The following is a 21,645-nucleotide window of genomic DNA, read 5'->3' as shown; positions in this document are numbered from 1 at the left end:
TCCTTTATACCTTCTTCGCCGCACGTCCTCTTACTTTTAAAGAGCTTCATTATTATGGCTTAGCTCTCTATAGCGGCTTGGAGTTATTCCCTCTTGTTTCTTAAAAATCCGGTTAAAATAGCTATGCTGATAACCCACCTGTTCAGCTACATCGTTAATTCGCAGCGAGGTATCACGCAGCAACTCCTTGGCTTTATCAAGCCGCAATTCGGTCAGATAATCAATGAAATTTTTCCCGGTGACCCGTTTGAATGATTTACTCAGTAAAAATGGGCTGATCCCTGTATAATCCGCACATCCATCCAGCGAAATATTATCCATATAATGCTCATTGATATACATCATGGCATGCTCAATCGTCCGTTTGATTCCGGCATCAGAACGCTCGCTCAGCTCCGTCAGATACGGTGCGACTACCTTTTCCTGAAACCAGGCAAGGATAAGCTTCGGCTCATGAATTTGCGACAGTGCCGCGTACAGATTAGCCCCTTTGAACAGTTGGTTTGGATGAATGCCTGAGACCATAATGGCGTGCTGAATACTGCCTAACAAATGAAGCATGCCCTGCTGCACATCAATCACTTTTGCCCCATTGGCACACAGTGCCTCCAGAAATTCCTCCAACAGCCGGTAAGCCTCTTCCGCTTCTCCTGTGCGCAGGGCCTGAATCATTCCGCGCTCCAAAGTGAACGAATATTGCGGTTCTGGCGTACTTTGCCCCTCACGATCCAGTAGCTCCATATTAATAATCTGGTTCTCACCACCAAACTGGCGATAACTAGCGGCTTGCTTCGCAGCCTCGAACGCTAGCGGAATACCGGATATCCTTCCAACCGGTGCACTAAACGCCACTGTTACCCTCATTTTTAACATGCGATTAATCGTTCCTGTCAGTTCTTCGCTAAAGGCTTGCACCGCTTCCAGCGATGGATTCGCAACGGGTTCGATAAGAAGTAATCCTGCCGTGAGATCATGGAAATTGATAATATCAGCCTGCTTAAAGTGCTCGGCAGACAATTCTCCGATAATATTGACGGCGGCGAATGATACAAGACTTTCATCACCGTTGCGGAACTTCCCCTCCTGGCTGGAGATGCCTGTAAGCTGAATATAAAGAATAATATAATGACAATCCTCTACTTCCCACTTAAAACGCCGCATCCGGCTTTGCAGATCCTGCTCAGAATAAGAATATAAATACCCCTGAAACAGCTGATGCAGGAAGCTTTCCTTCACATGTGGAAGCTGCTCGGAAAGAGTGTACTTCAGGGCATGGCTCTCCCCGTGCAAGTTCTGCCAATGCCGTTCAATCAGAATGAACTCATCCTCCCTACTCGCAGCCGCCGCTTGGTCAGGCAACAAAGTCTGCAGCAACCGTCCTATCGGTGAATAGATTTTACGGGAAGCAAACCAAGACAGAATCGCCGCCAGCAGCAAAGCACTAAAGCTAACTAAAAATATCAGTCTCGAAATGAAGACGACAGGTGAAGTTATGCTGGTTATCGGTGAAGCGGACACATAGAGCCAATCTGCGGAGAGTCGGGAAAACTCACCATAAGTCACTGCATATGTAGCCTTACCCCAGTCGAAGAGAAAAGAGGACTCAAGATTTGACTCATGGTTCGCGCTCCGTTTCACAATCTCATTATGCAATGCGGTAAGTAAGGGAGAATCCTCGGCACTGTCTCCAGCAGATACGTACAAATCCCCCGTCGTCTGCAGCAAAAATGTCTCGCCGCTATTATAAGGTGTCATAGTTCGTAGCATCGCAGCTACTTTCTCCGTATCCATGCGGAGCAAAAGAGCCCCGAAGGGCTTCAAGCTTCCGCCCGGAATATGATGGACAAGCGTTAATTCTTTGACATTTGGTTTATTGGGATCGAATGCCCACTGCGTCCAATAGGTGCTTTGTTCAGTATCAATCAATTTGTCATATTGACCCGATACCGCGCTGGAGTCAATCGTGCCATATTCGGGATTAAATAGTAATGGATGATCTCCTGATAGATAGAGTTCAACGTTACTCGTCATCGTGTTCGAGCCCTGCATCACTACGAGTGTCTTCGTAATATCCCAAGCCCGCTCATGATCCTGAATAAAATCAAGGCCATTCAAGCTGTAATCAAACTTGGGATCAAAGGCCCAATGTGCCAGCATCAGCTCCAGATTGGACAGTTGATCATCAATATTAGCCGCCCGCTGTTCAATCTGCCTGTTATGCATCTGCAGCAGCTCGCTCTCCAGGCGTCCCCCTGCCATCCAGTAGACAAGCGCACCAATAATAAACCCCGGAATGGATGACACCACCAGCATAATGATCAGATTTTTACGATAATATCGGCCCTTACAGCCTGACCAGCCTTTTGTATAACGCTTCCATTTCGCCACATTTCTCATCACTATGCTCTCACCAGCCGAATCAGATAAATTTGAAGTGCAATCGAACCACATTCGTTTTGCTCCTCAGATCCTTTCCAGCCGGATAAAAGCACTAGGAAGGATCTAGCGGTCAGCCTTAGCGTATAACTCGTTCATTTCCTTAACTAAATCATCTCCACCTGTTTTTCTCCATACATCAAATGCTGATTTCAATTCAGCTTCATCAATTTGTCCTACAATATATTTTATGCGTGCATCATTAATTACATTGTCGAGTTGAGCACCCTTTTGGGAATATACTGTGGAAATAAAGGCCTCTGCCGGATTAACCACGATCGAAGCTTCATTTGCTTTCTGAACTTCGATTTGTTTAAGCCGCAGCGGTGTCTGAGCTACAGTCTTGGATTTGTCCTCAGGTATAAAGGCCAGAATTTGGTTTAACCCTTCCACTTCTGACTCCAGAAGGACAGTGTCTTTGGAGCGTTCAATAAAACCATCCACCATAGTGTAGTGAGTACCTTCCAGACCAAAACCTAACATCGTTTGTAATTCCGGATTATTGATTTGATCTAGAAAAGCCAGTACCCGTTTCAGTTCTGCTTCGCTCTTCACAGATGATTTTGGAATAGCCAGCATGCCCGAGAAACCAGAGGTCGGCAATGTATGTAGCTTGCCATCCGTACCTGTTACGCCCCCGCTTACATCTACATAATGTTTATCCGGTTCGTCTTTGCCTTCTTTTTCTAGCGCAGCGTGAATTTTATCATCCACCCGGGCGCCTGTATCGACCACATCGACGATTACTCCTGCCTTATTGTTCACGATCGGATCTGTCCATTTGGCACTGTCCATCACAGCGAAGTCGGAGTTGATCAATTTCTCATCATACAGCTTCTTCATGAACTTAAGCGCTTCCAAATATTCTGGATATTCATGCTCAGGCAGTAGCTTGCCATCTTGCACGCCCCATTTATTCGGTGTTCCAAACCATAACTTAATGGTATCAAAACCGCTGGCCCACTGGCCGCTCCATTTGACCAGCACCATGCCATAAGTATCCTCTTTACCATTGCCGTCTGGATCTTTTTCCTTGAACGCTTTCAGCATATTGTAGAAATCATCTACCGTCTGCGGTGTTTGCAGCCCCACCTTCTCCAGCCAATCCTTACGGAAAACCATACCGTTACGGCCGAGTACACGCCCCCGATAGATTCCGTAATTCTTCCCATCAATAGCCGAGTTTTTCAGAATAACCGGGTTCGCTTGGCTTAAATTCGGATAATCCTTAAGATAAGGCCCTACTTCCCAGAATGCGCCCGATTTGGCAGCGTTCACAAAACTAGAAGCCTTAACATCCCCCACGTAGATAATAGTCGGCAGTTTCCCAGAAGCTAGCGTAATATTAAATTTATCTGCATAAGATGCGTTCGGGACCCACTCAAAGTGGATTTTTGTGTGGGTCTGTTTCTCCAGTTCAGCAGCAACCGGACTGCCATCCTTCGGATAATTTGTTTTGAATATCGGCAGCATGAGGGTCAGATCCAGCGGGGACTCGCTTTTCTCTTCTCCAGTATTACTACTCCCCTCACTTTTGCTGTTAGAACCTGCAGATTCATTACCTGAGCAACCTGCAACAACAGTGGTAACCATCATAGCCACAAGTAAAAGTAACAACCAGCGCTTCTTTTTTACCGAACGATTAGCTTCCATTATTATACCTCCAAATTGGAATAAGTTAAGTTTGCTATCCTTTAACAGAACCCAGCATCACCCCTTTAGCGAAATGTTTTTGCAGAAATGGGTACACACATAAAATTGGTAGAGTACCTACTACAATGACCGCCATTTTAATCGACTGCTCCGGTGGCTGCACAAAGCTCGGATCCATAGAACTCATATCGCCAGCCGCAGATTGGGACAACATTACGATCTGTCGCAGCATCACCTGCAAAGGCCATTTTGTCGGATCCGTAATGTAGAGCAGTGCCGAGAAGAAATTGTTCCAATGTCCCACAGCATAGAACAACGTAAATGTAGCAAGAACCGGTTTGGATAAAGGAAGGACTATCTTCCACAACAAGCCCAGCTCAGAACAACCATCAATACGCGCCGCTTCTTCCATTTCTATAGGCAGCTCCTGAAAAAAGTTTTTGACAATAATCAGGTTAAAGGCGCTAATTGCTCCCGGTAAAATAAGAGAATTGAGCGTATCCAGCAGATGCAGTTCCCGAATGACGAGATAGGTTGGAATCATTCCTCCACCGAACAGCATCGTAAAAATAACAAGGTTGAGTACCAAATTACGGCCCATCAGATATCGTTTTGCCATCGGATAAGCCATTGTTACCGTGAAGAATAAATTAACGACAGTTCCGATTACCGTAACATAAATAGAAACCCCTATACTGCGCATAATCGTATCTGTTGAAAAGATAAATCGGTAGGCGTCAAATGAAATCGTGGTCGGGATCAGGAATACGGCACGTTTAGTAATTTCCGCATCTGTAGCGAAGGAGCCCGAAACCACAAAGAGGAAAGGGAGAATCGCTACGATTCCGATAATCCCTAAAAATATATAATTGAATACATCAAATGCAGTTCCACCCGTACTCTTGTATTGTTTGGCCACAGCAAGCTACTCCCTTCTCAATAAAGTCCGGATTCACCAAATTTTTTGGCGATCCAATTCGTCCCGAGCACAAGCGTCACACCGATTATTGATTTGAATAATCCAACAGCTGTACTGTAGCTAAAAGCTCCCTGGGTGATTCCCAGTGCGTATACATAGGTATCGAACACCTCACCTACTTCACGATTAAGAGCATTCATCATTAAATAAATTTGTTCAAAACCGTTATCCAAAATCGTTCCCATCCGAAGAATAAGTAAAATAACGATTGTACTGCGAATAGCAGGCAACGTAATATGCCAAATCTGCCGCCACCTGTTCGCACCGTCTACTACCGCAGCCTCATATTGCTCCACATCTACACCGGCCAGCGCTGCCAGGAATATAATTGTCCCCCAACCGCACTCCTTCCAGATCGTCTGGAGAATAATCAATGGACGGAACCAGTCGGGATTAGCTAGAAAGTCTATTTTCCTGCCTGTAAACGTATACAAAAACTCATTTACAGTCCCGCCTTCCGTAGTTAGAAATACATAGCTCATACTGGCCACAATGACCATGGATATAAAGTGCGGAACATAAATCATCGTTTGTATCGTCTTTTTATAGAAGGAAAGCCGTATTTCGTTTAGAAGCAGTGCCAGAATAATCGGCGCCGGAAAAAAGAAAATCAAATTATAAAAAGATAACAATAACGTATTGCGCAGCAGCATAAAGAAATCGGGATTCTGGAAAAAAACACGAAAATGCTCAAAACCTACCCATTCACTTTTCTGAAAACCAAGAAACGGCTGGTAATTCTTAAAAGCCAACAGCACGCCCCACATCGGAACATATTTGAAAACAAGAAAATAAAGGACTCCAGGGAGCAGCAGAATATATAACCATTTATCACGTTTAAAACGTTTCCATCTTCTTACCCGGATATTTCGATAGGTCTGCGGTTTTGGCTGTTGTTCTGCAGTTCCCGGAACTGTTACGTGCTTCATCCTGTTCACCTCCATTTGTCATGTACAGCTCGCGATTACTGTAGCCATGGATTACTGCAATCACCCTTACTGCGACTCCTATTATGCTGCGAGTGATTTTTTCCAGCAATCGGACTTTTTTGAACGCTCTATATAAGCTAAAAATCCCATTTTATCTAAAAAGTCCAAACCGCGCAAAAGTTTACTATTGCCCGCAAGACCCTAACAACCTATGATTCCAAGTGATGATTTCCAGCAAATGTTTGCCTTAAAGGGGGAGCTGAATTGAAGAACAAGTTATACTATGGTGCTGCTTGGTATCCCGAGCTATGGAGTGAAGAGGTGCTTGAGCAGGACATCCTTCTAATGAAAGAAACGGGGATTAATATCGTACGAATCGGAGAATTCATTTGGTCTGCCTTGGAGCCAGAAGAAGATAAGCTTGATATCCGTCCCGTCGTGAAATATATCGAAAGGTTACATAGAAACGGAATTGACACAGTAATGTGTACGCCGACACCTACACCCCCCATTTGGCTTACCCATGGACATCCTGAGCGCTGTTATGTGGATGAGAGCGGAACGGTAATGGGACATGGAGCACGGCAGCATATCTGTACGAACAATCCTTATTTTCGTGAGCGGGCTGCCATCATTACGGAGCATATTGCCAAGGAGACCGGAGCACTTCCGGGGTTAACCGCCTGGCAGCTCGATAACGAATTCAAAGCGCATGTGGCGGAGTGCATGTGTGAAACCTGTAATGGCTTATGGCATATCTGGTTGCAGCAGCGCTACAGCTCCATTGAAAAGTTGAATGAGGCATGGGGAACAGCCGTCTGGAGCCAAACTTATCAACGTTTTGATCAGGTGCCACAGCCAGGACCCGCACCTTTCCTCCACAATTCATCTCTGCGGACGATGTACCGCTTATTTTCAATGGAAAAAATCGCTGAATTCGCCGATGAGCAGGCTGATATTATCCGCCGCCACTCCTCTGCACCAATTACCCACAACAGCAGTGTCGCTTTTCATCTAGATAATGAGCGGCTATTTCAGAATCTCGACTTTGCCGCCTACGACACTTATGCCTCACAGGAAAATATGCATGCTTATCTGCTTAACTGTGATCTATGGCGAAATTTCAAGCCGGGAAAAGATTTCTGGATAATGGAGACAGGACCCTCGTTTGCCGCATCTCTAGTAAGTTTTGGTGTGCCACATCCGAACGGATATCTGAAGGCAGAAGCGGTTGCCGCCTATGCGCTGGGTGCAGGTGCATTTTGCTATTGGCTCTGGCGCCAGCATACTTCCGGAAGTGAACAAACACATAGCTCGATCCTTAGTGCCTGGGGAGAACCCGCTCTAGGGTACGATAATGTGCTGGAGGCCAATCAAGCACGGCAAGAAATTGAACAAATTATGCTCTCCACCCGGCCCCTTCGGGCAGATGTTGCGATTACCTATTCGGACAGAACCAAAGCTTATCTCGCAACTGAACCTCATCGGAAGCTAAATTATCGTAGTCTGCTGGGCGATTTCTACAAAAGAATTCTACATATGGGTATTCACCGGGATCTGCTGCCCGAAGGCGGTGACTTAACCGGATACAAGCTGTTATTCACTCCATTCGTACATTATTTGTCCCCCGAGTATGTGGAAAGTGCGCTGGCCTTCACAGCAGCTGGCGGGATTTGGATTGTCGGTCCTCTTACCGGAGGACGAACGAAGGAGCATACCCTTCATACGAATGCCGGACTTGGGGAATTGGAGCGATTAGCAGGAGTCAAAACTAAGTTTATCTATCCGCTGGAATCAACAGGCACGATTGGACACGCTTTTGGGGTATCTGCTCCCTTGTCCATGTGGAGTTCTGTTTTTGAACCCGTTTCAGAGTCCGCTTCCAGTCTCGGAATGATTACGGAGGGGGTGACGCCGGGTTTGTCCTTTCTGACGGAGCAGCCTTACGGACAAGGTACTATTGTTATGCTGGGTTCAATGCCTGCCGGTGAAGAAGGTGACCTAATGTTATGTAAACTTATTGATCATTATGCAGAACGTACTGGTGTTACCGTACGCAGTGATGTCACTAAGGGAACCCTTGTCTGCCCTAGAAGCAATGACCAAGGTACCGAAGTGTGGACCATTGTAAATATGGATGGACACGGGGGAAGTCTCACACTCCCGCGGGACGGACATGATGTTCTCTCAGGCAAATCCGTGGCCTGCGGCCCCCTCTCCCTTGGTGCATATGAGTACAGAGTAATCCGGTTATAAATACTTATCCTTACAGCATAAAAAGCCGCTAACTCCTTGGTCACCCAAGCGGTTAGCGGCTTCATTTCCGTTATTTTAACTTTTAATAACGCCTTTTTTAAGAATAACATTCCCATACAATGCTTCTTCACCAGTAACTATAACCGCATAACTTTGCTTAGAACGGTTATAGAAATCAAAACGTTCCTCATGTTTAATCGTCGCTTCAGCATCATGCTTGGCAATGATAGTCTCGTATGTGGACCAGATGACCGGCACAGTTGGATCTCCAGCCACCACTGCCATAAAAGCCACCTGTTGCTCTGCATAATGATCCAGAGGTAACAACTCTAAGATGGCATCCAGCAGGTCAGGAATACCGATGCCATCATATCTCAGTACCCTCGGATTCAACGAATGTCCGGGATAATTAGCATCAGCCAATACAAGCTCATCCCCATGACCCATTTCCATCAGAATGCGCACCAGCTCCGGAGAGAGCAGCTTAGGAATTCCTTTTAACATAAGGCACCTCTTTACTTCCCATAAAATGATCGCAACGCTACCAGCTCATCAATCCGATGCTGCGGCAATTCTCTCTCCCCGCCAATCATCCGGGTAATGAAGGTGAGCTTGGCCGTATACTCAAGCCGTTCCATATTCAGATATGCTTCCATAACATCTTCTCCCCAAGTAAGGGCTCCGTGATTCTCGAGCAGGACCGCAGTTTTTTTGCCCAGGAAAGGCATCAGTGAATCTGGAATTTCTTCCGTCGATGGTGTTCCATATTCCGCCAACGGAATATCTCCGATCATAATCACCGACTCTGGCATCATCATCTTGTCGAGCGCCTCACCTTTTATGGCAAATGCAGTAGCATACGGGGGATGTGCATGGACCACACCCTTCATCTCTGGCAGCTCATTATAAATTCTTAGATGCATTTTCGCTTCCGTTGAGGGTCTGTAGCCTTCAGCTGCTTCAAGGACTTCACCTTGCAGATTCACTTTCACAAGCATATGAGGCTCTAAATATCCCTTACTCACCGCTCTGGGGGTAGTCAGAATTACATTCTCTGATAAGCGAGCAGAAATATTCCCATCATTAGCCGCGATAAAATCTTTATTAAACAGGTTTCTCCCGATATCACAAATCTGCAAACGTAATTTTTGTTCCAATGTATCCATAGGGTTTCTCTCCTCGCATCCTATTTTTCACAAACCTTCATCAAAGAAGGCTGATATGTCTTAAAGGCAAAAGATCTTTCCACTACCTGCTTGCCCTCGGAGATTTCCAATTCCCCTAGGGCAGCCAGTTGAATAATTATATTGCCAATTGCACTAGCTTCCACAGGCCCTGCTACAACTTTTCTCCCCGTAATATTAGCGGTAAGCTGACAGAGCAGTTCATTCTGAATCCCACCACCGACCATATGAATGATATTGATTTTTTTGCCGGTGATCTCTTCCATTTCGTTAATCGTATGGCGATAGGACTCTGCTAAGCTCTCAAGTATGACGCGAATAATCTCAGCTTTCGTGTAGGGGGCTTGCTGGCCTGTTCGTTCGCAATATTCTCTAATCCGTTGGGTCATCACACCGGGTGTACTAAACAGTTCATCATTCGGATCAATAATTGCTGGGGCATGATTTATGGTTTCAGCTAGCTCAACCATTTGGCCTTGGCTGACGTATTTTCCCGCTTCTGCCCAATTCCTTTGCAGCTCCTGCAAAATCCATAGTCCCGTTATATTTTTGAGCAAACGATTAGATTGGCCGTAACACTGCTCATTTGTGAATCCGTATTCATAGCTTTTCTCTGTAATGACAGCTTCAGGCGTCTCCATGCCCACTATCGACCATGTTCCACAGCTTATAAATGCTGCATTATCCTTAAGAGAATACGGAATGGAAGCTACTGCTGAAGCCGTATCATGAGAAGCACCCGCAATTACCTCCATTGGACCAACGCTAAGCTCCTCTTGAATTACCGGAAGGATAGGACCAATGACCGTCCCCGATTGAACCTGTTGTGGCACTAGGCTAACCGGGATACTAAGCCTGCTAAATACTTCAGTAGAGACTTCACCAGATACAGCGTCCATTAAGCCACTTGTACTCCAAATCGTGCTTTCTGCTGCCGCGATACCAGAGAACAAATAGTGGAACAGGTCTGGCATCATTAAAATAGTATCTGCGACCTCTAGCAGAGAATCATTATCCTGAAAATCAGCAAACAGCTGATAAACCGTATTAATCAAGCTCGGTTGAATACCAGTAACGCTAAATTGCTCCCTTGGCGGAAGCAGTACTTCCAACCCTTGACGATGACTTCCCATTCTCTTATCCCTATAATGATGGGGGGAATAGAGCAACATCCCTCTTTTATCAATAAAACCGTAATCGACTCCCCACGTATCCACGCTTAGAGACCTCAATTTTCCACGCGCCCTATAAGCTCTCTGGATTCCTTTTTTCATTTCGTGAAAGAGCTTCAAAACATCCCAATACAAATGCCCGCCAATATACACCGGGGTATTAGCAAACCGATGAATTTCTTCCATGCGAAGGGTGTTACCGTCATACAATCCCAACATCACTCTTCCGGAACTGGCGCCAAGATCCATAGCCAGAAGCTTAATCGTATCACCCATTTCAAGCACACCTGCTCCACAAGAAGATTTTAATATAGCGGTCCGAAATTCTGACAGGCTCTGTAATCTGCTCCTTCCAGATTCTCCGTCCCAAATAACGACCACACCCGTGGCCTGAAAATACGTGATTCCTCAACGTTATGCATACTTACTGGAATACGCAAAATCGACGCCAGCGTAATCAGATCCGCCCCGATATGGCCATAACTGATCGCCCCATGATTCGCGCCCCAATTATTCATGACATCATATACCGATTGGAATGAACCACTGTTAGTTAGCTTAGGAGCGAACCAGGTCGTCGGCCAGGTCGGATCTGTTCTTTGATCCAAAGTATGATGAACCTCTTCAGGCAGCTCTACGGTGTGACCTTCAACAAGCTGAAGAACAGGTCCAAGCCCCTTCACCAGGTTCAAGCGAGCCATAGTAACCGGCATTCCGCCTTGGGTTAAATAATCGGTAGAGAAGCCGCCTCCCCGGAAATATTCTTGAGAAGCTGGCCGGAATTGTGTATTGCTTAGACAAGCCTTAGCCTCTTCGTCTGTAATCTCCCAAAAAGGTTTGATTGCAGGCTTACCCTCTATCCTTTGCTCACCTGTGCCATCAAGCGCAGCCGAACCAGAGTTGATCAGATGCAGTATTCCGTGAGCTGCTTCTCCCTCCAATTGATGACCCGTCACTCGCTTCACAGCATCAGGACTCCAGAAGGTCCGGACATCAGCAAAGATTTGTGCTGTATTCGTAAGCAAATAATTGAACAGCATCGTTACCCCATTCAGGCTGTCATTCTCTGTCGCTACGAGATAAGGAGCACGTTTGCCGTTCCAGTCAAAAGAAGAATTCAACATCGTCTCCATGAAATCGCCGTTAGGGAAATGGTCCGTCCATTGTCTCTGGCCTTGGAAACCGCCAACAATCGCATTGTGGCCGTTAGCTTCCTCCGCAAAACCAAGCTCAGCGAGAACCGGATTGCCGATCATCAGGTCGCGGGCGATCAATGTCATTTTCACACAGGTCTCCCACTGCTTCTCTTTCTCTTCTGCACTGATTTGCAGATGCTGCGGATTATTATCGGCGCCAACTTGGCAGTTTTCTTTAGTCCACGCAAGCGCCCGCTTAAATTCCTCTTTATCATAAATCTCTTCTTCAAAGCGCCGGACATATTCAGACATATCTATATATTCATTGCGCATGCCCAGATACTCTTGGAAAAATTGTTCATTCACAATGGAACCCGCAATCCCCATCGAAACAGAACCCATAGATAAATATGATTTTCCCTTCATTTGAGCAACTGCTAAGCCTGCTCTAGCAAACTGTAGCAATTTAGACTGCACATCCGCTGGAATCTCTTCACTGCTAGACTCTTGAACCTCTTCACCATAGATACCAAACGCAGGAATTCCCTTTTGAGCATACGCAGAGAGAACAGCAGCTAGATACACAGCACCCGGCCGTTCCGTTCCGTTAAATCCCCACACGGCATGCGGAATGGATGAATCCATATCCATTGTCTCTGAGCCATAACACCAGCAAGGCGTCACGGTGATCGACACCCCTACGTTAGCCCCGGAGAATTTCTGAGCCGCAGCAGCAGCTTCTTTAACACCACCGATCGTAGAATCGGCGATGATGCACTCTACAGGACTTCCATTCGGATACCTTAAATTCGCTTCAATAAACTTAGCCACCCGCTGAGCCATGCCCATCGTTTGCTCTTCCAGTGATTCACGAACGCCTCTTCTTCTGCCATCAATGGTTGGGCGGATACCAATTTTCGGATAGTTTTCTATCAATGCCGTTCCTCCTCAAGATCATCTTAGAGTCATCGTTAATAGATCTATTTCTCCTTCATCATAAAATCTGCAAGCGCTTTAGTCAACACAAAACAACATATTACCTAAACAAAAGTGTGGTTTTATGTGATATAATTATTATATATTGTGGTTTTATGTGAATATGTAATTATTTTTAGATTTAAACAACAATGTAGTACACTAGAAAGCAGACGATTTATATATAAAGGTGAGTGAACGAATGAAAGCATTTGAACGACGGGATCTAATTATTAAAGAGCTTTACAGACAGAAGAAGGTCCATGTCGCAGAGCTAGCGCAAAAATTCAACGTCTCGGAAGAGACCATTCGGCGGGATCTAGATAAACTGGACAAAGAAGGTCTTGCCAAAAAAAATTATGGTGGGGCCATTCTCAATGCCCATACCAATGAAGATCCTTCCTATACCAGCAGGCATCAGGTCAATATTGAAGCGAAGCGAATCATAGCCGATAATGTACTGCAATTAATCAATGATGGAGACAGCTTGGTGACGGATACGAGCTCAACGGTGTTTGAAGCCTTGCGTAGAATTATTGAGGAGAAAAACAATCTGACAATTATTACGAACTCTCTGGTGGTATTATCTGAATTTCAACACTCCGGTCAAAAGCTGATTTCCACAGGTGGAATTTTAGGCCCCGAGACCAGCTCCTTTGTTGGAAATACCGCTTCACAGACAATTCGAAAATATAATGTGGATGTAGCCATATTCAGCTGTAAAGCATTGTCCATGACAGGCGGTCTAAGTGATTCAAATGAAGAAGAAAGCGAACTGAAGGTGCTTATGCAGCAGCAGGCGAATAAAGTGGTTCTGCTCGTAGATCACTCCAAATTTGACCGGACCGCGTTCATTAAGTTGTTCAGCTTTGATAGAGTGGATTATATCGTTACAGATCAGAAGCCTTCTGAGGAATGGATCGATTTCTTAAATAATTACCATGTATCTCTTATCTATGCGCCCGCTGAGTGATCAGTAGGTGCATAGATAAAGAGAGATAATGACTTTATAACTTAATTGTTTAAAAGACCACTTTCCAAAACGACCTTCAGCCATTCCCCAGCAATCAGATCATGCCCGGCAGTCGTCGGGTGAACGCCGTCCCACAGCCAATAGGCTGCCTCTGCTCTCTCTGCAGCTGCGTTGAAAGCATCCTGTAGAGGTACATAAACCGTATCAAATTGCTCAGACAGCTGCTTAACCACTCCCTGATAATGTGTAATCTTCGCTTCCCATTCTGTCCACTGTTCAGCTGGAGCTCCGGTATTTAAAATAAAAGGCTCACATAAAACCAGCTTCGTATGTGGCAGAACTTCACGTGTTTCTTCAAGTACGTGACGGTAAGCGCGTTCAAAACGGTCCGTAACTCCACTTGGTTCCCCTTTCATCATTCTCCAAATATCGTTTACCCCAATCAATATACTAATGATGTCAGGCTGCAAGCTAATTGCATCTTCATTCCAGCGTGCATATAAATCGGAGATTCGATCTCCACTCACTCCGCGGTTATAGAATACCAGATTTTCTTCTGCCCGCTCATTCCCTAGCTTGCCTCCGATGATATACGCATAGCTATGTCCAAGAATATGATTCGGGTCTTCATCACGACCTCGATTCCCATCCGTAATGGAGTCACCCTGAAATAAGATCACTTTTGATTTTTTAGTAGCTGGATTAGTCATTGAATCTTTCATCTCCTTGATTACTAGTATATTAATCATTCAACTTGAATGTCTCCTATAATACAAGTAAAGTTATCATATAGAATACAAGGAGGAAAGAGAAAAATGAAATATAGAAGACTAGGCAATTCAGGGCTCAAAATCAGTGAGATCGGACTAGGCAGTTGGCTTACATATGGAACCGCAGCAGAGCAAAAGGCAGCTGATGCTTGTATAAGCAAAGCTTTTGAATGCGGTATCAATTTCTTTGATACGGCTAATGCATATAACCGTGGCGAAGGCGAAAAAGCGATAGGTGCTGCTCTACGTTCCTATGAAAGATCATCTTATGTGCTAAGTACAAAGGTCTTTTTTCCCATGGGAGACGATGTTAATAACCGTGGCTTGTCCCGCAAGCATATTATGGAGCAATGTGAAGCCAGCCTCCGCCGCTTAGGCACCGATTATATTGATGTATATTTTTGTCATCGCTTTGATACAGAGACCCCTGTAGAGGAGACTCTACGCGCGCTGGATGATCTGACGGCTCAAGGTAAGATTCTCTACTCCGCTGTTAGCGAATGGAGCGCAGCCCAAATCTCCAATGCTGCTGGTATCAGCCGCAGACTGAATCTGCGTCCACTGATCTCCAATCAACCCATCTATAATATGTTCGAACGTTATATTGAAGACGAGGTCCTTGAAGTATCCCAGCGTGAGGGGCTGGGCCAAGTGGTCTTCTCTCCACTGGCGCAAGGAATTCTGACTGGCAAATATAAACCGGGACAACAACCTCCAGCAGGATCCCGTGCTGCGGATAATTCAGTTAATGGTGTAATCTCCAGCTACCTCCGTGATGATGTGTTGTCTGTGGTTGGACAGCTGGTTGAACTCGCTCACAGTTTAGACCTGAAGCTGTCGCAATTGGCATTGGCTTGGATCCTGCGCCAGCCTGGTGTAAGTTCAGCATTAATTGGTGCCAGTAAGCCAGAACAAGTTGCAGAAAACGCCAAAGCTGTAGATGCGGTACTCTCCGCTGATACTTTACAGCAGATCGAGGAGATTCTTAAGCCAGTAGCTGATTTTGCTCCTGCAAGATAACCTATTGCACACTTGCCATATAGTACACAAAAGAGGTTGTGCCAAAAGCCATCACCATGGCTTAGGCACATTCTCTTTTTCTTTAAGAAATCAATTTAGACTCTTCGGCTTGTTCAGAAGCCTTATGGATAAAAGGCTCCAGTGGTTTCTTGAGGAGTAATGCCAGCAAGAGTGCCAGCACACCGAAGATAATCAGATAGATCACATCACGAATCGCCACTTCTGGCAGAATTCCCCCAACCGCCTCCCGCATCAGACTAATTGCATAGGTAAACGGCATATACGGATTTAATATTTGAAAAAAACGCCCTGTCGTACTAATCGGAAATGTACCGCCGGAGCTAGAGAATTGAAGCACCATGAACACGATCGCTATTCCTTTTCCCAGGTTGCCAAATACAGCGACAAGCGTAAATACAATGGTTACGAACACGATGCTGATTAACACTCCAAAAAGTACAAACCACACCTTATTCACCACATAACAGTGCAGAATAAAAATGTTGCCAAGGACAGCCACCAGCCCCTGAAGAATTCCCACCGTAAGGAAGGTCAGCAGGCGGCCAAAATACAATTGATATCTTTTGTACGTTAGCCCACCCGTATCCACACCTGTGCGGAGAAGGGAGACAAGCAGTGTGCCTCCGACCCATAAGGAAAGTACGACATAAAAAGGAGTCATTGCCGAGCCATAATTCGGAATGGGATATAACTTATTCTCTTTTAACACTACCGGATTGGCCAAAAAATCACTTTTGCTCTTAATATCTCCTCCGAGCAGTTGTGCAATCTCCCCCAGATCAATCTCCTCTTTAATTTGGCGGATCGTGGAAGCGGCTTTTCGAATCGAGTCTTCCAGTACTGGAAGATCATTTCTCACCAAATCTGCGGCAAGCGCCACTCCTTTATCCGCACGGGGGAGTCCTGTACGAATCAACTCCGAGACCTGATGAACCCGCTCTTCTACAGTAGGCAGATCCTGACGCACGAAGTTCGCAGCTTGCTGTATCTTTTCCCCTGCAGTAGGCAAGCTACTCTCCAATAGCGGAAGTGTATCTCGGATGAAGGCACCAAAGCCCTGGGTCTGATCGGCAACCCCACTGGCTGCTGTGTGGATCGCTTCGCGTATAGCTGGCAAATCCTGCTGCAGACTAGCTAAGCTTGTCTGCCCAAACTCAATCGCCGACATTGTCTCTTCCAGCAGGGTACCCAGCGCGGGTAAGCGATCTGGCACCTGCTGCAATGCGGTGGCTGTGACATCTGCCGCCGAAGTTATTTGCTCCAGTGTATTTTTTATGGCAGGGATTGTCGACGAATCATACCCTGAGATAAGCTTCGCAATCGCCAGCTTCCCAAGACCTGACTTTAGGAACAATTCGTTAATTGCACTGGAATCAGCGTCTTCCTTATTCTGAAGGTCAGTAATCATAGCATTTACCAAAGACTTCTGACTGTTCAAAACACTGTCCACACCTTTTAATGCCGCAATCTCAGCAATAGACACTGTTTCAGGCGAAAATGTGTTCAATGCATTTAATATAGAAAGTGTGTGTTCAATCACGCTGCTTCCTGCAGCCAACTGTGCTGAGAGTACCTCCAGCTGCTCACGTACAGCTTGCGGCTCGTTATCCTCTCCCTTTAACTGTTCAGCAAGCTTGAACACTGAGTTCTCCGTTTGCTGTAGGAGATTAAGATTCTGTTTGATAGCTGCTGGAACAGCTTCAAATGCAGCACTGCTCTTCTCCAAAAATTGTTGGAGCTCCAGAACAAAATCATTTCCGGCAGTGGCAATCTTTTCTGCCTCAGGCAGTGCTGTTAAGGCAGCATTAACGATTTTATGCGCTTCCGTAAGACCTTGCGAGGCCTGAGCCATGATCTGTTCAACTTCACCATAATGGTTATCAAGTTGAACGATTAGCTGTGCCGCTTCTTCAATCTTGGGCAGCTTGTCCTGTAGCCCTCCTAAATGATCTAAGGCACTCGCGATTTGCGGCCAATGCTCAGCAATTTTCTCTAAAGCCTCACCCGCTTTTTCCACCTCTGGCAGCTTATTCTCCAATGTGGAAATACGCTCTGCTGAAGCATGAATCTGCGGCCAATTTTCCTGAATTTTCAATACACGTTTACCTGCGGTTTCAATTTCTGGCAGGCTCGCCTCTAATTTAAACAATCCTTTTTCTACCTTGCGTATAATGGGCAATTCAGATTGAAATTCCTTATCGATTTGACTTAAAACAGTAAATACCGTCTCACTAATCGTTTCCGTGAAATTCTCACTGATCTGTGTGGTGATTGAAGTGGCGCCCTTATCCGTGATTTTAGGAGCAATCGCATTTATTTTCTCATTGACGGTATATTCGATCTCTGGTTTCACAATCGTTCCTTCAAGAATTCCAGTCATTCGTTTGGAGAAATTAGCAGGGATAACAATACTGGCATAGTAGTCTCCGCGTTTGACACCATTATGTGCAGTCTCTGCATCTACAAAGGTCCAGCCCAGGTTTTTATTGCTCCGAAGACTTTCCATGACCTCATTGCCGATATTAAAATCCTTCTCCTGCACCTTAGTACCTTCATCTAAGCTGGTAACAGCAATTTTAATGCCAGAAGTATTGCTATAAGGATCCCATACTGACGCAACGTTCACCCAATCATACACGGAGGGCAATACCACCAAAGCGGCAACCAGCAATACGGCCACAGGAACTCTGAATAAGTTACGCCAATCGTTCCTATAAATCCGTAGTATTCCGCCCATTCGCTGCTCCCCCTAATCTGCATGTTTTGATATTTTAATATGCCCGAGGAGATAAGCTTTTACTATTCATTTTAGGGAACTCGTGACTTCTCATTGCTTTTTAAAAAAACTTTTAAAAAAATGCAACAAAAACTGCTCATTTCACGTAAAGAGTAATATATAACCCGTTTAAGAAAAAACGGAGCGGGTAATAAGTTTTATACAACGTCTTACATATCTCAAGGGGGAGATTAATAATGTTTAAGAAAAAGTCAGCGTATGTGTTACCGGTTGTTGTTCTGTTGTTTCTTTCCCTCATTACTTCTGCAAGTACCGTTGGAACACGGGTAGATGCGCAAGATAGTGACAAGACCCAGCATCAAACAGTTTACTTTCATACTATTGAATCCGACCATGGCAAGCTCTCCGGTACGACCGATGAAATAAACTGGTATCAGGGTGCTGATGCCGATCGAATCTTTGCTGAAAGAGATCCAGAAGCTGCAGCAGAAATCGGCGGAGCTCCAGACAGTTATTATATTGTAAATGATGTTGATACTCTAACAACTTATCCGATAGCGGATAACGCCACAGTGACGTTGCAAATTTTTGATCACACTGGCAACATGGAAGACTTGGATATCAACTGGAATGAGTCCATCACCTTACAGCAATTTATGGATCAATTTAATAATACGGATGTCATCGACTTGAGCCAGTTCCCGTATCACATCACTATTCAGGACGGCGTAATTACTTCGATCGTTCAACAATATATACCTTAAGGTGCAACATAAGAAAGAGGGTTACTCAGCAGCCATCTACATGGCTTATGAGTAACCCTCTTTTTTATATACTCAACGAATTATTGTTTAGCAGCATCCTTAACGGGAACCCCAAAATTCGGCGTACCATCTTCATTCCAATGGAAGACTTGAGCACGAGTATGACGGTTCGGATCATACAACGGATCGCCAGTAATTTCTTTATAATTGCGGCAGTGGTAGATGAGTACATCTTCCCCATTTTCATTTACAGTAAAACTGTTATGACCCGGACCATATTGTCCATTCTCTTCGTGGGTCTGGAATACCGGTTCCGGCAGTTTGGTCCATGAAGCGGCGTCCAGCAGATCGCTGTCTTCATCCGCAACCAAAAGTCCCATGCAGTAATTGAAATCCGTAGCGCTAGCCGAGAAGCTGATAAAGATACGGCCGTTACGTTTAAGCACTGCAGCTCCTTCGTTTACCTTGTACCCAATAATTTCCCAGTCATATTCAGGAGTAGCAATCATCGTCTGAGGACCCGTTAGCGTCCATGGATTACTCATTTCAGAAATATACAGATTAGAATTCCCCTCAATATTCAGGTCCTTCTGTGCCCATACATAATACAATTTTCCTTTGTGCTGGAAGGTGGTTGCATCCAAAGCGAAGGATTCCCAAGCGGTTTTCACCTGGCCTTTTTCTACCCATGTTCCTTCTAAAGGATTGGCAGATTCATTCTCAAGAGCAAACATACGGTGATCGAATAATCCATCCTTCGTCTCCGTAGTACGCGCCGCTGCGAAATAAATGTACCATTTCCCGTCAATATAATGGAGCTCTGGTGCCCAAATGTTTGCACTAAGCGGACCCGTCTCATATTTACGCCAAGCTACAGCCGGTTCTGCAGCAGCCAATCCCTCGATTGTTGTTGCTCTCCGCACTTCGATCCGGTCGTATTCTGGAACAGAAGCAATAAAGTAGTAATAACCATCTGTATGTTTATATACCCATGGATCAGCACGTTGCTCCACCAATGGATTTTTATATTCTACACTCGTATTCATAATCTCTCTCCTCTATTTAAACTTTAACAATACAGAACCATGCTGTGGAAGAGTTTGAGAAATACCTTCGTTAACTACTTCCAAATCGCGGCTCTGCCATAGATCACGTATAGTATTAGGAATTGAAACATTAAGCTGCTCGAATGATACCTTAAGCGTTAATGTTTCATCGCTAAGATTAAACAAAGCTACATAATGGTTTCCTTGTTCATCCTCAGATGTCCAGATCGCATGCTCCTCATTTAGCGCTACCTGTCTGCCGCCTTTACCATAACGATGCAGATGAAGCACTTCCTTATTGGTCAATAAAGATAATGTCCAATCATCATTGTCCCGAAGTTCTCCTCCAAACATTAACGGGGAGCGGAAAATACTCCAAAGTGTCATCATGGTGACCTGCTCGTCATGAGTAAACCGCGTGAACCGGTCTCCCCCGCCATCTACAGAACGAATGCCCAGATGACCTAACGGCAGCATGTCACAATCCGGCCAATGGCCCGGCTGCACATAAGGAGCCCATTTCTCACAGCGCTCAAACATCCCGCGCAGCAAATGCCAATGATCCCAGTAATCATCGGTCATTCTCCAAAGGTTAGCGTGTCCGGCTAAGTGTTCAGCCTCTTCCACTGGAGCAGGTCCAGGCGAAAGACTGAGCACCATCTCGCGACCACTGCGGTCAATAGCCTTACGGATCATAGCAACTTCTTCTTTGTGGTATCCATAAATGCGAGAAGCGGCAATATCATCCACTTTCACATAATCCACACCCCAACTGGCATACAACTGGAACAGCGAGTCATAATACGCCTGACTGCCTTCTTTTGAAGCATCTACTCCATACATGTCCGTATTCCATGGACAAATAGAATTTGGGTGAGCCACATCGCGTGCGGTTTGCTCAGATCCTAGTATGGCACTGGCCGCATGAGCAGCCTGACGCGGAATTCCGCGCATAATGTGTATGCCGAATTTCAAACCCAATCCATGCACATATTCAGCGAGTGGCGCAAACCCTTTGCCTCCCGCTGCGGAAGGAAACCGGTTCTCAGCAGGTTGAAGTCTGGAGTACTCATCCATAACCAGCGGTACAAAGTTGCGATACTGCGAAGAATTCGCTCCAGGCTCATACCACTGAATATCCACAACTACATATTCCCAACCAAAGTCCTTCAAATGGGTAGCCATATATTCTGCGTTGCCTCTTACTTCTTCTTCATTTACACTGGCTCCGTAACAGTCCCAACTATTCCAGCCCATCGGGGGCGTAGCAGCTAACAAATTTTGTTTGATGATTTTCACGTCCTTTTCAAAAACTTAGTATTCAATCCCAGCGAGGTGCCGAGGGATAAGGGCAAGTAGAGTCCTGTAATCTTGTTCTCACCTCTACGAGGCAGCCACAATAACGGCAAGTGCTACCAAATTGCAGGCCAGAGCAATCTCGGCAATGTTCAATACGCTGCAAATATTGCTCCTCCGGCGCTAAGGGTCTTTCTCTAGTGGCTATTTCTATTAAACGCTCCAGTTTTTCTGGGCTTATTCTCATGTTCTCATCACAGCTTTTGCAGCGACGGTTTTTTTCTTGATTCTCTGACAT

At 45.4% G+C, this 21,645-nt stretch carries 17 protein-coding genes; 4 read left to right on the top strand and 13 right to left on the bottom strand.

Going from position 1 to position 21,645, the window contains the following annotated elements; all coding sequences use genetic code 11:
* Positions 1-36 precede the first annotated feature (36 nt).
* Genes NSQ66_RS07735 through NSQ66_RS07720 form a run of 4 tightly spaced genes read right to left on the bottom strand, consistent with a single transcriptional unit; the run spans position 37 to position 5,997 of the window.
* Complete coding sequence (locus NSQ66_RS07735) at positions 37-2,451, bottom strand: helix-turn-helix domain-containing protein (RefSeq protein ID WP_081389379.1); 2,415 nt, start codon at positions 2,449-2,451, stop codon at positions 37-39.
* Positions 2,452-2,502: 51 nt separating this feature from the next.
* Complete coding sequence (locus tag NSQ66_RS07730) at positions 2,503-4,089, bottom strand: extracellular solute-binding protein (RefSeq protein WP_339211656.1); 1,587 nt, start codon at positions 4,087-4,089, stop codon at positions 2,503-2,505.
* Positions 4,090-4,123: 34 nt separating this feature from the next.
* Positions 4,124-5,008 (bottom strand): carbohydrate ABC transporter permease, encoded by an 885-nt coding sequence (locus NSQ66_RS07725; RefSeq protein WP_036675671.1) that lies wholly within the window; start codon positions 5,006-5,008, stop codon positions 4,124-4,126.
* A 17-nt stretch (positions 5,009-5,025) separates the two neighbouring features.
* Positions 5,026-5,997, bottom strand: coding sequence for a sugar ABC transporter permease (locus NSQ66_RS07720; protein ID WP_036675672.1), 972 nt, complete (start codon positions 5,995-5,997; stop codon positions 5,026-5,028).
* 264 nt (positions 5,998-6,261) lie between these two features.
* On the opposite strand from NSQ66_RS07720, the gene NSQ66_RS07715 reads away from it, so the two are divergent.
* The gene (locus NSQ66_RS07715; RefSeq protein ID WP_339211653.1) at positions 6,262-8,253 is read left to right on the top strand and encodes a beta-galactosidase; all 1,992 of its coding nucleotides are present in this window, start codon (positions 6,262-6,264) and stop codon (positions 8,251-8,253) included.
* A gap of 75 nt (positions 8,254-8,328) precedes the next feature.
* On the opposite strand, the gene fucU is transcribed toward NSQ66_RS07715, so the two are convergent.
* The 4 genes from fucU to NSQ66_RS07695 are packed head-to-tail and all read right to left on the bottom strand — an operon-like array spanning position 8,329 to position 12,681.
* Positions 8,329-8,757, bottom strand: coding sequence for an L-fucose mutarotase (fucU, locus tag NSQ66_RS07710; protein ID WP_036675675.1), 429 nt, complete (start codon positions 8,755-8,757; stop codon positions 8,329-8,331).
* Between the two features lie 11 nt (positions 8,758-8,768).
* Entirely contained in the window at positions 8,769-9,419 is a 651-nt protein-coding gene (locus NSQ66_RS07705) for a class II aldolase/adducin family protein (protein WP_038569477.1), read from the bottom strand.
* A 20-nt stretch (positions 9,420-9,439) separates the two neighbouring features.
* A complete protein-coding gene (locus NSQ66_RS07700; protein ID WP_036675679.1) occupies positions 9,440-10,885 on the bottom strand; it encodes a rhamnulokinase family protein in 1,446 nt (481 codons plus the stop codon).
* A gap of 29 nt (positions 10,886-10,914) precedes the next feature.
* Positions 10,915-12,681 carry an L-fucose isomerase gene (locus NSQ66_RS07695; protein ID WP_076215876.1) on the bottom strand — a complete coding sequence of 589 codons (1,767 nt, stop codon included), beginning with the start codon at positions 12,679-12,681 and terminating at the stop codon, positions 10,915-10,917.
* A 241-nt stretch (positions 12,682-12,922) separates the two neighbouring features.
* Here NSQ66_RS07695 and NSQ66_RS07690 point away from each other — a divergent pair, with 241 nt between their 5' ends.
* Positions 12,923-13,693 carry a DeoR/GlpR family DNA-binding transcription regulator gene (locus tag NSQ66_RS07690; protein WP_036675683.1) on the top strand — a complete coding sequence of 257 codons (771 nt, stop codon included), beginning with the start codon at positions 12,923-12,925 and terminating at the stop codon, positions 13,691-13,693.
* A 41-nt stretch (positions 13,694-13,734) separates the two neighbouring features.
* On the opposite strand, the gene NSQ66_RS07685 is transcribed toward NSQ66_RS07690, so the two are convergent.
* The gene (locus tag NSQ66_RS07685) at positions 13,735-14,442 is read right to left on the bottom strand and encodes an SGNH/GDSL hydrolase family protein (RefSeq protein ID WP_051490864.1); all 708 of its coding nucleotides are present in this window, start codon (positions 14,440-14,442) and stop codon (positions 13,735-13,737) included.
* Between the two features lie 66 nt (positions 14,443-14,508).
* Here NSQ66_RS07685 and NSQ66_RS07680 point away from each other — a divergent pair, with 66 nt between their 5' ends.
* Complete coding sequence (locus tag NSQ66_RS07680; RefSeq protein WP_339211650.1) at positions 14,509-15,483, top strand: aldo/keto reductase family protein; 975 nt, start codon at positions 14,509-14,511, stop codon at positions 15,481-15,483.
* An 82-nt stretch (positions 15,484-15,565) separates the two neighbouring features.
* Here NSQ66_RS07680 and NSQ66_RS07675 read toward each other — a convergent pair whose 3' ends face one another.
* Positions 15,566-18,241 carry a YhgE/Pip domain-containing protein gene (locus NSQ66_RS07675; RefSeq protein WP_339211648.1) on the bottom strand — a complete coding sequence of 892 codons (2,676 nt, stop codon included), beginning with the start codon at positions 18,239-18,241 and terminating at the stop codon, positions 15,566-15,568.
* A gap of 236 nt (positions 18,242-18,477) precedes the next feature.
* Here NSQ66_RS07675 and NSQ66_RS07670 point away from each other — a divergent pair, with 236 nt between their 5' ends.
* Positions 18,478-19,005, top strand: a complete 528-nt coding sequence (locus NSQ66_RS07670; RefSeq protein WP_036675687.1) for a hypothetical protein — start codon at positions 18,478-18,480, stop codon at positions 19,003-19,005.
* 80 nt (positions 19,006-19,085) lie between these two features.
* On the opposite strand, the gene NSQ66_RS07665 is transcribed toward NSQ66_RS07670, so the two are convergent.
* From NSQ66_RS07665 to NSQ66_RS07655, 3 genes are read right to left on the bottom strand one after another with little or no spacing between them, the layout of a single operon-like run.
* Positions 19,086-20,051: a family 43 glycosylhydrolase gene (locus tag NSQ66_RS07665; RefSeq protein WP_036675689.1), complete on the bottom strand. Its 966-nt coding sequence runs from the start codon at positions 20,049-20,051 to the stop codon at positions 19,086-19,088.
* 12 nt (positions 20,052-20,063) lie between these two features.
* Positions 20,064-21,341 carry a glycoside hydrolase family 27 protein gene (locus NSQ66_RS07660; RefSeq protein WP_076101288.1) on the bottom strand — a complete coding sequence of 426 codons (1,278 nt, stop codon included), beginning with the start codon at positions 21,339-21,341 and terminating at the stop codon, positions 20,064-20,066.
* A 31-nt stretch (positions 21,342-21,372) separates the two neighbouring features.
* Positions 21,373-21,645 (bottom strand): DUF6171 family protein, encoded by a 273-nt coding sequence (locus NSQ66_RS07655; protein ID WP_076101283.1) that lies wholly within the window; start codon positions 21,643-21,645, stop codon positions 21,373-21,375.

The organism is Paenibacillus sp. FSL H3-0329 (assembly GCF_037963285.1).
Lineage (GTDB): Bacteria > Bacillota > Bacilli > Paenibacillales > Paenibacillaceae > Paenibacillus_AQ > Paenibacillus_AQ odorifer.
The sequence above is the reverse complement of the archived record's forward strand: the minus strand, read 5'-3'. Positions and strand labels throughout refer to the sequence as shown.